The sequence below is a fragment of the Faecalicoccus sp. genome, assembly GCF_036552745.1.
GTDB lineage: Bacteria > Bacillota_I > Bacilli_A > Erysipelotrichales > Erysipelotrichaceae > Faecalicoccus.
Genome location: NZ_JAXKBY010000151.1, coordinates 1 through 15,358, shown reverse-complemented (window position 1 = coordinate 15,358; position 15,358 = coordinate 1). Strand labels below are relative to the sequence as shown.

The window sequence follows — 15,358 nt, the reverse complement described above, 5'->3', positions numbered from 1 at the left end:
TGTCCATTTTCTTAACTTAATGACATTGGGCATCAAGCCTCTTACATAGATTGTTTGATTGCCTCTGTCAATGCATCCAATGGTTCTTCTGTATGCAAAGAACTGTTGATTTTTACCGTACTGTCTAAAACGTTCATATTCTTCATTGCTTCTAACATTTTTCGCATAAGATTTCCGGACATGCTGGCCCAGGAGCCATTCTCCATAATTGCGATGGTACGATTCTGGAAGTTCAACATTTTTAAATGTTCCAGGAAGTCCTGCATCTTAGGGAATACACAAGCATTGTATGTACTGGAAGCTAATACAATGTGCGAATATTTAAATGCTTCTGAAACTAAATAGGATGGATCTGTATTCGATACATCGTAAACCACAACATCTTTGATTCCTGTCTGTACCAGCTTGGAAGCTAAAGCCTGCGCAGCACTTTCTGTATGACCATAAACCGATGCATAAGCGATCATAACGCCCTTAACTTCCGGTGTGTAGGTAGCCCAAAGCTGATGTTTTTCAATGATATAAGAGAAATTATTTCTCCAAACCGGTCCATGCAGTGGACAGATCATTTCAATATCTAACTGGCTGGCCTTCTTTAAAAGATTCATGGTCTGTACACCGTATTTGCCAACGATATTTGTGAAATAACGACGAGCATCATCGATCCAGTCTCTGTCAAAATCCACTTCATCATTGAAAAGCTTACCGTCTAATGCACCGAATGTACCAAAGGCATCTGCCGAGAACAACGTTTTTCCATATGAATCATAGCTGACCATAACTTCCGGCCAATGCACCATAGGGGCCATCACAAAAGTTAATGTATGTTTTCCCAGCTCTAGTGTATCGCCTTCTTTTACAGCCTGTGTTTTTCCTTCCACCGCAAAGCCAAACTGTTCCATCATCGTAATCGCTTTTGCGGTAGCATAGATCCTAGCTTCCGGATAACGAAGCATGACCTCTTCCAGGCTCGCCAAATGATCCGGTTCTACATGATGGATGACGATCACATCCAGTTTTTTTCCATCTAATATATGCTTCAGATTTTCCAAAAACTGTCCGCATACAGACCAGTCCACTGTATCAAACAATACATTCTTTTCATCCAATAGCACATAAGAGTTATAAGAAACTCCACGTGGAATCGGATGGATATTTTCAAACAGATTTAAGCGGTGATCACTGGCTCCCACCCAAATCAAATCTTCTTGAACTTTACGAACGTTATACACAATCATTCCTCCCGCTAACTTTTTCTCATCTCAAAAAATATTTTACTTAGATTTGTCGCAGTTGCAAGTATAACCCATTGAATCCCGCTTAAAAAATAAGAATCTATCCATAAATAGACTAAATCGAAAAATCTTTTTTTGTCATTTATGTATTGATGCAACCAAATTTTAGATGTTAGATAAAGATTAGAGAATAAAATATAAGAACAGCTTTCATGCATATAAAAAAACTTACACTGTTTCATGATCAGGTGTAAGCTTTTTGTGAGTTTTACAGTCTTTTATTGACCATATGTTTTTTTCAGGAATTTTTCAGCCTGTACAATAAAGCGCTCATGTTCGCCTTTTCCGATACAAGCATCCCCTTGACACGCTTCTACATGAAACTTAAGCTTTCTTCCATCCTGCTCTGTTAATGTAGAAACAATGCGAATTTTTGCCCCCAGCGGGCTGGCTTTATCATGGCTTACCTGCATCAGGGTACCAACACTGGTCATGCCTTCTTCCAGATCCAATACCTGACAGCTGGCTTCTTCCATCCATGCGATCATCTGTGGCGTCGCCAATACATCTAAAGATCCACTTTTCATCTCAGAGGCCAGATGGGATCTTCCTACAATTCGTTCAATAGTTACAGTTTTTGACATTCTAATCTCCTTTTCATATAATACATTTAACATGGAAAAGATCAATTATCAACAAGATGATGCAACGATTTATAAAAAAGCAAAAACACGTGTTCTGATACGTCTGTGGGTTTCTTATTTACTCTTGCTTCTATATTTTATAGGTGTATGGGCCTTGCTGCATATGGATCTCTTTGCGATCCAGGAAAGCCAACTATCCAATACACTTCTTATCGTATTGGCGGCAGGACAGCTCATCCTCTATTCGATCCTGTTTTTAATGTTATCCGGAGGATATAAGGTTTTTCGCATTTTCTACTGGATCTGTTATGTTTTTGAAATTGCTTTATTGATGATTCCCGGCTACTATCTGATCAACGATCTTTCCAGCATTCTGGTCTATGGAGCACTGATTGGATGCATGCTGGTAAAACTGATTTTTCTTTCTACATTAGGCAGTTATCTTAAACAGAACCGTTGGGCCAAGGTCTTCTTTGACTATGTAATTGAAATTGAAGATGACGAATACGATGAACAGGAAGAAGAAATCTTTGAACCCATTCGCTCTATCTATCATAATCCGGAAGAAGAAATAGAGGAAGAGGAGTACGAAGAAAAAGAGCCTTATACTCTGCCGCAGATTTCAATTCGACTGGGAATTGCGGTTTACGCCAGCTTGATGGTCTTTCCGATCCTGGTACAGATTTTCTCCAGTTTTTTTGTCAGTAATGATCTGAAAACCGTATTTGCGACAAAAGACATCTTTATACTTTGTATCGTCAGTGCCGTCATCTGGACCATACCAATTTTCTTTATGTACTACAACCATCCGGCTTCTAAAAAGATCTTGCTTGGTTGTTTACTTGCCGAAGGAATCTCTATAGCCGCTTTTCTTCCGCGTTTTATCGGTTATATCACATCGGGAGAATACCCGATCCGCGTTTTCATCCTCTTTATCTTAGTGGATCTATTACGCTACATTATACTTTATTTCGCATTACGACCGGTATCAAAGCTTTAATCTTCCGGAATCGTATGTACTAAAATTGGAAGGGACAACGTGATCGTTGTTCCTTTTTGTTCTTTACTTTCCAGTTCGATCGATCCCTTATAGAAATGCACAATATGCTTGACGATTGAAAGCCCTAATCCTGTTCCGGAAATCACTTTGGAACGTTGTTTATCCACACGATAAAAACGCTGGAACACTTTTTCCTGATCTTCCTGCGGAATACCGATACCTGTGTCCTGTACTTTTAAGATCATGTCTTTTCCTGATGCGTAGCAGGAAATTGACACCGTTCCATCATACACATTATATTTTATGGCATTGCTGATCAAATTTTCAAAAACGCCCTCTATATGACCTTTATTGGCATAAACATACAGATCCTGACAATCTACGACAATATTTAAATTCATTTTTTCCTGCTGAACTTTAAATCTCTCCAGAAGGCCATCCAATACTTCCCGAACCGAGATATGACTGAATGGTGCTCTGTATTCTTCACTTTCCAGTTTGGAAACCATCAGGATATCATTTACCAGCTGCGTCATGTGCTTACCTTCTCTTGCGACATGCTCCAAGCATCGATCGACCTGTTTAGGATCTGTGATCGTATGTGTTCGAAGAAGTTCTGTATAACCCATGATCGATGTCAAAGGCGTTTTTAATTCGTGCGAAGCATTGGAAAAAAACTCCTGCCGAATCTGTTTTTGTTTCTCCAGCTGATTTAAGTTTTCTCCGATTTCTTCGTTCATCGATTCAATCGCAACCGTGATTTCACTTAGCTCCGGATAATTATATTCTTCAAAATGTATTTTTTCCTTGCCGATTCGAGTTGTCCATATAGTCTGTGATATCTTTTGTAATGGCAAAACGATCGAAGTTGCCATTTTTTTAGAAATGAACCAGACTGTCGATAGAGCGATAAGAAACGCAACTAAAAAACTTGGCATCAAAACCATCCAGGATTGTGATATTCCCTGAAAAGGAATCGCAAGACGAATGACCTTGGCATCTTCTTCATCAAAAACTGCCGTATATAAATAATTTTGTTTGGTCGTATCTGACTTACGAATGGCACTTCCCTTACCCGTATCCAGCGCCTGTCCAACCTCTTCTCTTTGCAGATGGTTTTCATCAATTTTTGACACCGCATTATCATATATGACCGTTCCATCTGTCCGGATGATCGTTAGACGCGAATCATTTTCCATCAGATATTTTCCAACGCCTTCCTGATCGTCATCCCCCATCTTCTCGATGATCTGCAGTTCATGAAACTGCTCACTGCGCTGATTCTCCAGAAAGACCATGTATAAGACCGCATATAATACACTAAATCCCAATAGAAAAGAGATTAAAAAAGTTATCATAAAAGAACGGATGATCTTCTTACGCATTGGAATCACCCGTACTAAAACGATAACCTAACTGGCGAACAGACTTGATATAATTTCTTCCAATAGGACCTAATTTCTTTCGCAGTGAGTTAATATGCACATCCAATGTTCTAGTTTCACCCACAAAATCATAGCCCCATACCTGATTCAACAATTCCTCACGTGATATGGCTCGGCCCGCATTGGAAGCCAGATATTTTAAAAGTTCAAATTCTTTGAACGTCAGTTCAACAACCTGATCCTGCACATGCACGATACGCTGATCAACATCAATTCGCAAGATTCCCTGCTCGATCGTATCCGATTCTTTTTTCGTTCTTCTAAGCAGAGTTCGAATACGCGCAGCCAGCTCCAAAACACTAAACGGCTTGGTCATATAATCATCGGCTCCCAGATCAAGTCCCATAATCTTATCTACTTCCTGATCTTTAGCACTTAAAATAATGACCGGCGTTTCTTTATTGAGCTTCTTTTGACGCATCTGCTTTAAGATCTCATATCCGTTCATACGCGGCAACATCAAATCCAATATCGCAAGGTCCACTTTATGATTCAATAAATATTCATGTGCATCCGCTCCATTATCAAAATCTACGATTTCATACTGAAAATTCTCTAACGTTAATTTTAATAACTGTCGAATACTTTCATCATCTTCTACGATACATATGCGAATCATTTTACATTCCCCTCTTCCTGCTGAAATTCTTTTTCATTTTATCATAAACACAAGAGGGCTAAAGTAAAAATCCTGTAAACTTATACCTTATTTCCGTAAACTATGCTTGATTTTTCTTAGTGTGTTACAGATCTTATATTTCTTCGTATCTACGATATACTCAAAGTCACCAATCAGTTCTACGACTTCGCCCTGGAACCCTTTTTTGAACAAATACACACCATAATCCGGAGCACTTTCATCGAAAATACCGCTGGTTCCATATAAATTGTATCTCTCCATACCATGCTCTATGCAATAATTCATCATTTTCCAATGCATCGCATAAGGAGCCGCAAATCGCATATACTTTTCATACACACCACTCATCAGACACAACACTTCTTTTCCATAAGTAAAGAAGATGCCACTGGCAAGATCTAAGACCTGACCGTCTTCCTGAATCATTTGATTGGCTTCCTCCAGTTTTTTATGCAACTGATCCACTTGTTCTTGGGCCAAATCCATCTTCTTTTGAATCTTAGGACTTTCCTGTTTTTCTAAGCGCTTTTTTGATGTTTCGACAATAGCTTCCTGTTTTTGAAGATCGTCCATCAAATCCTTTTTATAATCATCTAAATTGATTGTCGCATTCAAAAACTTCACATAACCTGCATCATGAAACGCATCATACAAGCGATGATGATATTCATCATCTCTTCCCTGAAAGCCTCGCCGCTTCCCAGTCTGTTTTAATACTTTTTCATAAATTTCGATTTGATCACGTGAAAGCTCATGAACCTGTACATTATATTTCTGTGCTTTCTTGATACTTCGAACCGTTTTTTTTCAAAACTGCTTCATCAGTTCTCTGGTGTTTTTCCTTTTAAAGGAATGGTATAAATTCATCGTGGCTCTCGGCTTAAATCTATACCTCGCGTAAAACCTTCATGACGATACCCCAATTTTTTCAACAAGGACACTACATCCCGATTGTCAAAATCCCCTTCCACTACATTACCATCTAAATCATGTGGTACATAAGGTACATAGGGATCAATATGCAGGTAGATACAGTTTTTCTTCTTTAAAAATGCGATTAAATGCTCATGAAAAAAAGTGACCTGTTCTTCGTCCTTATAATCCAACAATGGTCCTCGTAATGCCTGTACCAATGTTCCATTCATAAAGATAGGAAGCACCGATAACATCGAGCCGGCAATAATTTTCCCACTTTCATCTTTGATACCGACATAATACGTTGAAAAACCTTTGGCTTCCCGCATTTGTGCCATATTGGATGTCTGCCAGAAATTACATAACGGATGTGTAATGGCAAACGCATCAAATTCTTCCTTCGTCAATTCTGTAAATTCTATGAGATAGATTCCCCCTTATCTTTTTATCTCTGATTTTATCACACAAAAAAGAGGGAATCATCTTTTTATGGAAATCTTGATGATCTACTGAATGTACAATTCTTTTCAATTTATTCACATATTTTAATTCTTTTGACTCATACATTAAAATCAAAAAAAAATTAAAGTGCTTTTGATAGTTTTTTGATTTTTTATCGTATTAAATAGTAGTACTTATTTTTTTCCGGAATAGAAATAGTGCTGATACAGGATTCATTTATAAAAAGAAAAGAAGGTGATATTTTGACAATGAATCCCTATGATCTCTGTTTAAAGGAAGTCCTTTCCCATAAACAGTATTTTGCCGATTTGTTTTCTTTCGTCTATTTTAAGAAGGATTTACTTCTGAATCCAGACAAGCTTTCGCTCTACGACAAGGAAACGCATCATGATCTTGGTTTTCGTAAGGAAAATGATTTATTGATGTTTTATGATGACAAGTTCTTTCTCCATCCTGAATTTCAGAGAAAGAAGGATCCCTACATGCCTGTTCGCATCTTAAACTACAAGTATACCGGTATCCGTCAACAGATCAAGATTGATACCAAACTCCGGTATATTCCCTGACCCTTTACATGGGCGAATCAAGATGGGAACATCGTAAGAGATTGTATGAGTGCATACACAAAAGCGACTGGAACAAAGATGAAATTCCTGATTATGAGATGAAGTTGTTTGATATCAATACGGATTCTATCGATTTCATATGTCTTTATTTACAGAAATCGCATTAAACATGTTATCTGAAGGTTTACATCATAATCTGATTGCCGATATTACAAGACTTAGCTTAGATGATTTTTAAAACTATCTACACACTAAAAAGGCACGATGTGCCTTTTTAGGTTATATAATCTTAATTTTCTTATCATTCTTTATAACTTTCATTTTCCGTTGATAAAACAAACACTGCCTGACTTCCACCTTGCGCAACATCCTGTACCATTTTTTTCACAGTAAATGATGCATCATACAAATAGGCTTGTGTTTCATCAATATAAGCGATATATGAAAAATCTGAATCAAAAGGAAATACAAGTGCATAACAGTTTTCCTGAGATTGTTTTTCTAAAGAAATATTGTATGAAAACTCATCACTTTGTCTTTCCACATTAAACTCTGAAAATACGGCACTACCAGGATTTGCTTTATTAATTTCAAGACAAGTCACTAAAGAAAAGCCTTTGGCATTGATGTCTGGCTTGCTGAAATAAGCAATATTATCGGCCGTTTCCTCTGGAATTTCTTCCGTTTCCGGAATATTTGTTTTCTGTGCTAAAGCCGGTACATTGACAAAAGAGGTTTTTGTATAATCAATATCAAATGTCTTTTCTATATCATCGATCATAGCATTTAAGTTTTCCATAGACTCTTTTAACAATGGAATGGAGTCAAAACGCAAGGTCTGATCTTCCTGCACCTGTAATATCCCACTGGCAGTATCCTGTGAAATGAAATTACCATCTTCTAAAATCATTTCTGTATATTTCATATCATACTTTGTAAATCCGGCATCCGTTGATGTCAGCTCCAGTGATTTTTGCTTAGTTCTTCCTAATGCCGCTTCCGTTTCCATTGTATATCGATATACGATATACGGCTTATCCTTTGCATCCATTTGAAAGCTTAAAACACATTCCTGCTGATCTCCATATTTATGGATCGTCAATTAGGTTACCGCTTTCATTCAAATATCTCTCGATTTGATCGTATGTAATCGTCCAAAAGTCTAAAGAAGTTGATGGACTACACCCAATACAACCTAGACACAGAAGAAGACAAAAGCACACTTTTTTTATTGTTTTCATACCTATCCTTTCTATAAGCTGCCTTTTTTTCTTCGCAAGCAAAAAAAGGATCAAAGCTCTCCTTCGATCCTTTCTAATTGTTTTTTTACTTTTTCAACAAAGATTCATTCCAGTGTTTGTTTGGTTCTACACCTAAGAAATCAGCTACCGTGCTGGCAATATTTGACAATCCTAAAGAATCATCCTGTTTTAATTCAACATCGGCCCCATATACGATGAATGGTACACGATTCAATGTATGTGAAGTTTTAGCCTTGATTGGCGCCCCTTCTTTTTTCGGTTTGTCATACATCTCATCAGCATTTCCGTGATCGGCTGTCACTAACAAGATACCGTTAACTTTATCAACCGCTTTGATCAATCTAGCCAAAGCCAAATCGACAGATTCAACACCAATGATCGTAGCCGGAAGACTTCCTGTATGTCCTACCATATCTCCATTTGGATAGTTGGTACGTAAGAAATCATACTGTTGGCTTTCAATGGCTTCTATCAGCTGATCGGTAATTTCGGCCGATTTCATCCAAGGACGCTGCTCAAATGGAATGACATCACTAGGAATTTCCACATAGGTTTCCAAAGCTTCATCGAATTTTTCAGAACGGTTTCCATTCCAGAAGTAAGTTACATGTCCGTATTTCTGTGTTTCGGAAATCGCATATTCTTTGATTCCGTGTTTGCACAATTCTTCTGTCAAAGTATATTTGATTTTTGGTGGTTCTGTCAGATATTTATGTGGAATATCCAGATCGGCATCATATTGCAGCATACCGGCATACATCACATTCGGCTTGCGTACACGATCGAATTTATCGAAGCTTTCATCCGTATCAAATGCTAAAGAAATTTCCTGAGCACGGTCACCACGGAAGTTAAACAGAATTACACTATCGCCATCTTCGATGGTTCCAACCGGCTTACCGTCTTTGGCAATGACAAAGCCCGGCAGATCCTGGTCGATCACACCTAATTCTTCACGATATGTTTCAATGGCTTGTGTAGCACTTTCAAACTGACGACCATCACCTAATACGTGAATATGCCATCCTTTTTCAACCATACCCCAGTTAGCTTCGTAACGGTCCATCGTGATCTGCATACGTCCACCACCACTGGCAATGCAGGCATGGAATGTATCATCATTCAACCCGTTCATGAAGTTTTCAATATCATCCACATACGTCAATGCGCTGGTTTCCGGAACATCACGTCCATCTAATAATGCATGTACTCGAACTTCATGAATTCCTTCTTTTTTGGCCTGTTCGATCAAAGCCTTTAAGTGATTGATATGAGAATGTACGTTTCCATCACTTAAAAGACCAATGAAATGCATCGTGTGGCCTTTGGCATTTTCTACTAATTCTTTCCATGTTTTGGATTCAAACATTTCTTTTGTATCGATATTTTCATTGACAAGCTTGGCACCCTGAGAATAGATTTGTCCACATCCAATCGCATTGTGACCAACCTCGGAGTTCCCCATATCTCCATCGCTTGGCAAACCAACGGCCAAACCATGAGCACGCAACTGCGTATGAGGGCATTCTTTCCATAATTTGTCTAAAGTGGGTTTATTTGCTAGGGCAACGGCATTTCCAAATTCACTGGCATTGATTCCGACACCGTCCATAACCACTAAGATTACAGGTCTTTTGTTCATATTTGTTCCTCCATTTTATCGACATAAATATACCACTAACCATCACTAAATTCAATGTAATATGCCTGGACTAACCGGCAATCCATCCACCATCAACAACTAAGGTATCGCCATTGATATACTGTGATTCATCGCTGGCTAAAAAGAGCGCGGCAGCCGCAATATCTTCCGGCACTCCAGGCTGTGGTGCTGCTGCCAAAACCTTTTGTACTCGTGCATACCCACTTGGATTAGGCATTCCCATGGAATTGGCAATTTCCGTTTGAATACCGCCGGGCGCAATCGCATTGCATCGAATATGATCCGGAATATACATGAATGCGGTATTTCTGGTCATCGCCAACAAAGCTGCCTTACTGGCACAATAAATAGCACCGGCAGCTGTTCGCATACCACCGACACTGGCCACATTGATGATATTGCCATGACCTTGTTCCTTAAAAAGAGAAACTGCTTTTCGCATGGCACACATCGGTCCATATACATTGACCTTCATCACTTGTTCATACTTTTCATCTGTGGCATCCCCTATACCGGACATATCATCCATGATGCCGGCATTGTTGACCAAAACATCCAGCTTTCCAAAATGTTGAACGGCCAGTTCGATCATCTTTTCATTATCTTCTTTTTTGGATACATCGCCCTGGAAAACCAGCACCTGCCCCTTTTCCTGTGCCAGACTTTCCTTTAAAGCATCCAATCTTTCCTTCCTTCGAGCGACAGCCACAACAAAAGCTCCTTCTTTTACAAAACGCTCCACAATGGCTTTTCCCATACCGGAACTGGCTCCTGTTACTACGATTGATTTATCTTTTAGACGCATTTTCTATGCCTCCCTTCTACCTTTTATTATATCGTAAATCCCACAAAAAAAGCGCCCTAAGACGCTTATTTGACAAGAGGTGTGGCACTGGCTTTTTGACGGCCCCACATCTTTTCTCCCTTTGTATTCCATATACCGATTCCGGTAACAGAGCATAGAATAGAAAAGACAGGTACCAGGAATATAAACCAACAATAGGGAATGTAGGAAGCATCCACATTGAGCACGCTCATAACATAAATAGTCGCAACACCCCAGGGAACGATCGGTGCACTTAAAGTACCGGCATCTTCCAACGTTCTTGATAAGACCTTACGATGGATTCCCATGCGATCAAAAGCTTCTTCAAACGTTTGTTCGGTAACAATGATCGATACAATTTGTCCACCAGCAGCCAAGAAATTCACCACATAACAGTAAATCAATGTCGTAAACACTAAAACAACGCGGTTTTTGATAAACTTCAATAATACATTGCGCGCAATGACATCCAGGATACCGGTCGAAGTGATGACCGCACCCATGACAGAAGCCATCATAAAGATACCCAACAATTCCATCATGCTGGTGACACCGCCACGATTTAACATCGGATCGACAATCGCAACCCCAGTTTCAATACTAAAACCATTAAACGCATAATTCATCAAATCGACAAAGCCTACACCTTGAAAAACCATGGCAAAAATAGCACTGATGATAACGGTCAAGCCCATCCCCAAAATTGCCGGCATCTTAAATACAGAAACCAGTAAAACTAGAATGGCCGGAAGAATCAAGATCAATGACATATTAAAGTGCTCTTGTAATGTGGACATGATCAGCTGCGACTGACTGGCATCCATAGATCCGGCGCCAAAGGTAAAACCGGCAATCGCAAATAAAACGATCGCAATCAAGGCTGCCGGCAGTGTTGTATACATCATTGATCCGATATGATCGTATAATGGAACCTTACTGACACCACTTGCCATATTGGTCGTATCCGATAACGGCGACATTTTATCACCTAACCAGGCTCCGGATACGATAGCACCTACTACAAGTGGAATGGATATATCAGTCGTCATGGCAATACCAACCATCGCCAATCCCATCGTGGCCACCGAACCAAAAGAGGTCCCGGTAAAAATCGAAGTGACACCGCTCAAAATAAAAGCAAGCGGCACCAGGATCGTCGGTGAAATCAGCTCCATACCATAATACATTAAAGCCGGAACTGTTCCCGAAGCCATCCATATCCCAACTAACATGCCTACCATTAAGACAATTAAGAAAGTTGGCGTACTGTCCGCAATTACATTTTTGATCGTTTTTTCAATTTCATCCCAGGAAATTCCCAAAGCCAGGGCAATGCCTACCGCAACGACTGCTCCTAAAAAAATGGAAATCGTCGTGTTTACCCCCAGGTTGATCAAAACCACCAAGACCGCAATGATCAACAAAAATGATGTTAACGCAAATAACGTCGTTGGCTCTTTTCTTACTCTTTTCATATCTCTCATCCTTTCTTTAATTCATCACACAAAAATCGTAAGGCACTTTCCATTCGTGCTTTTCGATATGGCACCGAAGTAAAACGATGCTCAGCTCCTGAAACGATCAACAAATCCGCTTGGTCACCATACATGTCTTTGAGCTTTCGTGAAACATCACATGAAGCAGTGATATCCTGATCGCCATGAACCAGATTGACCCGCTTATCAAATTGTGAAGCAATCGCATATGGATCGATACGCAGACAATCTTTATAAAAATCAACGGATAGACGAAGTCCTTCCACATCCGCATACCCTTTTTCTTCAATATCCGATACATCCTGTCCACAAAGATTCTTTTCACGCATGTTATAGACAAGATCCAGCGCCGGACACCATAAGCTTAACGCCTTAACCTTTTCTTTTTTTAATCCGGCTACCATACTGGCCACACAACCACCTAAGGATAAACCATGCAGGGCAATTCGTGATGAATCCACAAAAGGTAATGCATCTACATAGTCCAGGATATCGAATCCATTCTGTACCTCACGAGATACCGTAATATCTTCAAAGCAACCATCGCTTTCTCCGCTACCTAAAAAGTCAAACCGCACTGAGCCGATTCCTTTTTCACATAATCGCCTGGAAAGCTCTGTATGCACAAAGTTGATCTCATTTCGATCGTCTTGAAAGCCATGAAACAAGATCACAAACGGAATCTTTTCATCCCTGTTTTCCGGTACATGCATCATGCCGCGCAAGGTATAGCCCATACTGCTGATTTCTACATATTTTTCCATACCGTTTCCCTTCCTAAAATCTTCCTTATTTTGCACCTAAATATCATTTTTGTCAACATTTCGTGAATATATGTTCTTGCTTTATGAACATTTTTATATTCTACTTCTTTTTCAGTTTGCACTTTTTAAGAAGTAAAATTTTTTTGTATAAACTCCCTTTATCTAAAGGAGGTGTCCAAAAAGGTCTCGATTTTGACCTTGTTTTTTTATCTAAAATCGATATACTAGAAGTACAGTTAATAAAAATAGTTGAATGTTCAACTATTTTTTTGGATAGATAAAGGAGAATGCATCATGAAAGTTATCAAACGAAGCGGTGAAGAAGTCATTTTTGATGTCCATAAGATTGAAAATGCTATTCGAAAAGCCAACAAAGCAACTTCTCACTCTCAAATGAGTGAGGCAACCATTTTAAAGATTTCCAAGCAGGTAGAAGCCCAGTGCGAAGCCATGAAGCGAAGCCCCAGTGTAGAAGAAATTCAGGATATGGTAGAAACCGCCATTATGAAAGAACAATATTATTCGGTGGCACACAACTATATTACCTATCGTTATGAAAGAGCCTTGGTTCGTAAAGCCAACTCAACTGACCAGCAAATTTTAAGCTTGTTGGAAAGAAATAATGAAGAAGTAAAACAGGAAAACTCCAACAAAAACCCTTTGGTCAACAGCGTACAGCGTGATTACATGGCCGGCGAAGTTTCTAAAGATATCACAAAGCGTTTCTTATTACCGCAGGATATCATCGAAGCTCATGAGCAGGGATTGATTCACTTTCATGATTCAGACTACTTTGCCCAGCACATGCATAACTGCTGCTTAGTGAACCTGGAAGATATGTTACAAAATGGAACTGTCATTTCGGAAACCATGATTGAAAAACCACACAGCTTTTCAACCGCATGTAACATTGCGACCCAGATTATCGCACAGGTGGCAAGTTCGCAATACGGAGGACAAAGTATCACCTTGTCTCATTTAGCTCCTTTTGTACAAATCAGCCGTGAAAAGGCTCGCAAAGAAGTCAAAGATGAGTTTGAAGCCATGAACATGGATGTCAGCGAAGAAAAAATCAATCAGATTGCTGAAATGCGTGTACTTCGTGAGATTGAAAAAGGGGTACAGATGATCCAGTACCAGGTCATCACTTTAATGACAACCAACGGACAAGCTCCATTCGTAACCGTATTCATGTACCTGGACGAAGTCGAAGAAGGACAAACCCGCGATGACTTGGCTTTGATCATCGAAGAAGTTCTGAAACAAAGAATGCAGGGTGTAAAAAACGAAAAAGGCGTTTGGATCACTCCAGCTTTCCCAAAACTGATCTATGTTTTAGAAGAAGACAACATTCATAAAACAAGCAAATACTACTATTTGACAGAATTAGCTGCCAAGTGTACTGCCAAACGTATGGTTCCGGACTACATCTCTGAAAAGATGATGAAACAGCTTAAAGTTGATCAAAACGGAGATGGACAATGTTATCCATGTATGGGATGCCGTTCTTTCTTAACACCCTATGTGGATGAAAATGGAAAGCCAAAATATTACGGACGCTTTAACCAGGGCGTTGTTACAATCAACCTTGTTGATGTAGCCTGCTCTTCCAAGGGCGATGAAAAACGCTTCTGGAAGATCATGGATGAAAGACTGGATCTTTGTTACAGAGCATTGATGTGTCGTCACAACCGATTAAAGGGCACGCCAAGTGATGTAGCACCTATTTTATGGCAAAACGGCGCCTTAGCTCGACTGGAAAAAGGCGAAACGATTGATAAGTTATTATATGGCGGATACTCTACAATCTCCTTAGGCTATGCCGGACTTTGTGAATGTGTACAATATATGACCGGTGTTCCTCACACAGAAGAGCCGGGTACAAGCTTTGGATTAAAAGTAATGCAGTATTTAAACGATGCCTGTGCCAAATGGAAAAAAGAAAACAACATGGATTTCTCTTTATACGGAACACCAATGGAATCGACAACCTATAAGTGTGCCAAAAAACTGCAGGATCGCTTTGGCATTATTCCAAAAGTAACCGATAAAAACTACATCACAAACAGCTATCATGTACACGTAACTGAGGAAATCAACGCCTTTGACAAACTAACTTTTGAAGCACAGTTCCAGAAATTATCACCAGGTGGTGCCATCAGCTATGTAGAAGTACCAAATATGGAAAATAACATTCCGGCTGTATTGGCAGTAATCGAGCATATCTATGATCACATCATGTATGCCGAATTAAATACGAAGAGCGACTATTGCCAGATTTGTGGATATACCGGAGAAATTCAGATCGTAGAAGACGAAAACCACAAGCTGGTATGGGAATGCCCGAACTGCGGAAACCGCGACCAGGAAAAAATGAATGTAGCCCGTCGTACCTGTGGTTATATTGGAACACAGTTCTGGAATCAGGGACGTACACAGG

Annotated in this window: 13 protein-coding genes and 1 pseudogene; 3 read left to right on the top strand and 11 right to left on the bottom strand. The window is 39.5% G+C overall.

Annotated features, from left to right (window positions below; genetic code table 11):
- Positions 1-41 precede the first annotated feature (41 nt).
- Both U0M88_RS07270 and U0M88_RS07265 read right to left on the bottom strand, forming a co-directional pair.
- The gene (locus U0M88_RS07270) at positions 42-1,238 is read right to left on the bottom strand and encodes an FprA family A-type flavoprotein (RefSeq protein ID WP_442902239.1); all 1,197 of its coding nucleotides are present in this window, start codon (positions 1,236-1,238) and stop codon (positions 42-44) included.
- Positions 1,239-1,513: 275 nt separating this feature from the next.
- Positions 1,514-1,879, bottom strand: coding sequence for a thioesterase family protein (locus U0M88_RS07265; RefSeq protein WP_195222677.1), 366 nt, complete (start codon positions 1,877-1,879; stop codon positions 1,514-1,516).
- Positions 1,880-1,910: 31 nt separating this feature from the next.
- On the opposite strand from U0M88_RS07265, the gene U0M88_RS07260 reads away from it, so the two are divergent.
- Positions 1,911-2,879, top strand: coding sequence for a hypothetical protein (locus U0M88_RS07260; RefSeq protein WP_331869391.1), 969 nt, complete (start codon positions 1,911-1,913; stop codon positions 2,877-2,879).
- Here the strand turns inward: U0M88_RS07260 and U0M88_RS07255 are convergent.
- From U0M88_RS07255 to U0M88_RS07240, 4 genes and pseudogenes are all read right to left on the bottom strand, one after another.
- Entirely contained in the window at positions 2,876-4,264 is a 1,389-nt protein-coding gene (locus tag U0M88_RS07255; RefSeq protein ID WP_331869390.1) for a sensor histidine kinase, read from the bottom strand. The two genes, U0M88_RS07260 and U0M88_RS07255, sit on opposite strands and share 4 nt — an antisense overlap.
- Positions 4,257-4,943, bottom strand: coding sequence for a response regulator transcription factor (locus U0M88_RS07250; RefSeq protein ID WP_022790615.1), 687 nt, complete (start codon positions 4,941-4,943; stop codon positions 4,257-4,259). The genes U0M88_RS07255 and U0M88_RS07250 overlap by 8 nt, the downstream gene beginning before the upstream one ends.
- An 87-nt stretch (positions 4,944-5,030) precedes the next feature.
- Positions 5,031-5,759: pseudogene (locus tag U0M88_RS07245) on the bottom strand (peptidoglycan bridge formation glycyltransferase FemA/FemB family protein); the annotation flags it as partial.
- A 68-nt stretch (positions 5,760-5,827) separates the two neighbouring features.
- Positions 5,828-6,286 (bottom strand): peptidoglycan bridge formation glycyltransferase FemA/FemB family protein, encoded by a 459-nt coding sequence (locus tag U0M88_RS07240; protein ID WP_294687808.1) that lies wholly within the window; start codon positions 6,284-6,286, stop codon positions 5,828-5,830.
- A 297-nt stretch (positions 6,287-6,583) separates the two neighbouring features.
- On the opposite strand from U0M88_RS07240, the gene U0M88_RS07235 reads away from it, so the two are divergent.
- A complete protein-coding gene (locus U0M88_RS07235) occupies positions 6,584-6,907 on the top strand; it encodes a hypothetical protein (RefSeq protein WP_331869389.1) in 324 nt (107 codons plus the stop codon).
- 301 nt (positions 6,908-7,208) lie between these two features.
- On the opposite strand, the gene U0M88_RS07230 is transcribed toward U0M88_RS07235, so the two are convergent.
- The 5 genes from U0M88_RS07230 to U0M88_RS07210 form a co-directional block, all read right to left on the bottom strand.
- On the bottom strand, positions 7,209-8,009 hold the full coding sequence (locus U0M88_RS07230) for a hypothetical protein (RefSeq protein WP_294687800.1): 801 nt from the start codon (positions 8,007-8,009) through the stop codon (positions 7,209-7,211).
- 224 nt (positions 8,010-8,233) lie between these two features.
- The gene (gpmI, locus tag U0M88_RS07225) at positions 8,234-9,811 is read right to left on the bottom strand and encodes a 2,3-bisphosphoglycerate-independent phosphoglycerate mutase (protein ID WP_168964774.1); all 1,578 of its coding nucleotides are present in this window, start codon (positions 9,809-9,811) and stop codon (positions 8,234-8,236) included.
- 70 nt (positions 9,812-9,881) lie between these two features.
- Positions 9,882-10,637, bottom strand: a complete 756-nt coding sequence (locus U0M88_RS07220; RefSeq protein ID WP_331869388.1) for a glucose 1-dehydrogenase — start codon at positions 10,635-10,637, stop codon at positions 9,882-9,884.
- A 65-nt stretch (positions 10,638-10,702) separates the two neighbouring features.
- Positions 10,703-12,133 carry a Na+/H+ antiporter NhaC gene (gene nhaC, locus U0M88_RS07215; RefSeq protein WP_331869387.1) on the bottom strand — a complete coding sequence of 477 codons (1,431 nt, stop codon included), beginning with the start codon at positions 12,131-12,133 and terminating at the stop codon, positions 10,703-10,705.
- A gap of 5 nt (positions 12,134-12,138) precedes the next feature.
- Positions 12,139-12,918, bottom strand: a complete 780-nt coding sequence (locus tag U0M88_RS07210; RefSeq protein ID WP_331869386.1) for an alpha/beta hydrolase — start codon at positions 12,916-12,918, stop codon at positions 12,139-12,141.
- A gap of 294 nt (positions 12,919-13,212) precedes the next feature.
- Between U0M88_RS07210 and nrdD the strand changes: the two genes are divergently transcribed.
- Positions 13,213-15,358: anaerobic ribonucleoside-triphosphate reductase (gene nrdD, locus U0M88_RS07205; protein ID WP_331869385.1), on the top strand; the 2,146-nt coding region annotated here is incomplete at its 3' end.

Coding starts and splice junctions, on each gene's coding strand:
- U0M88_RS07270 (WP_442902239.1), bottom strand. CDS start 1,238: ATGATTGTGTATAACGTTCGTAAAGTTCAAGAAGATTTGATTTGGGTG.
- U0M88_RS07265 (WP_195222677.1), bottom strand. CDS start 1,879: ATGTCAAAAACTGTAACTATTGAACGAATTGTAGGAAGATCCCATCTG.
- U0M88_RS07260 (WP_331869391.1), top strand. CDS start 1,911: ATGGAAAAGATCAATTATCAACAAGATGATGCAACGATTTATAAAAAA.
- U0M88_RS07255 (WP_331869390.1), bottom strand. CDS start 4,264: ATGCGTAAGAAGATCATCCGTTCTTTTATGATAACTTTTTTAATCTCT.
- U0M88_RS07250 (WP_022790615.1), bottom strand. CDS start 4,943: ATGATTCGCATATGTATCGTAGAAGATGATGAAAGTATTCGACAGTTA.
- gpmI (WP_168964774.1), bottom strand. CDS start 9,811: ATGAACAAAAGACCTGTAATCTTAGTGGTTATGGACGGTGTCGGAATC.
- U0M88_RS07220 (WP_331869388.1), bottom strand. CDS start 10,637: ATGCGTCTAAAAGATAAATCAATCGTAGTAACAGGAGCCAGTTCCGGT.
- nhaC (WP_331869387.1), bottom strand. CDS start 12,133: ATGAAAAGAGTAAGAAAAGAGCCAACGACGTTATTTGCGTTAACATCA.
- U0M88_RS07210 (WP_331869386.1), bottom strand. CDS start 12,918: ATGGAAAAATATGTAGAAATCAGCAGTATGGGCTATACCTTGCGCGGC.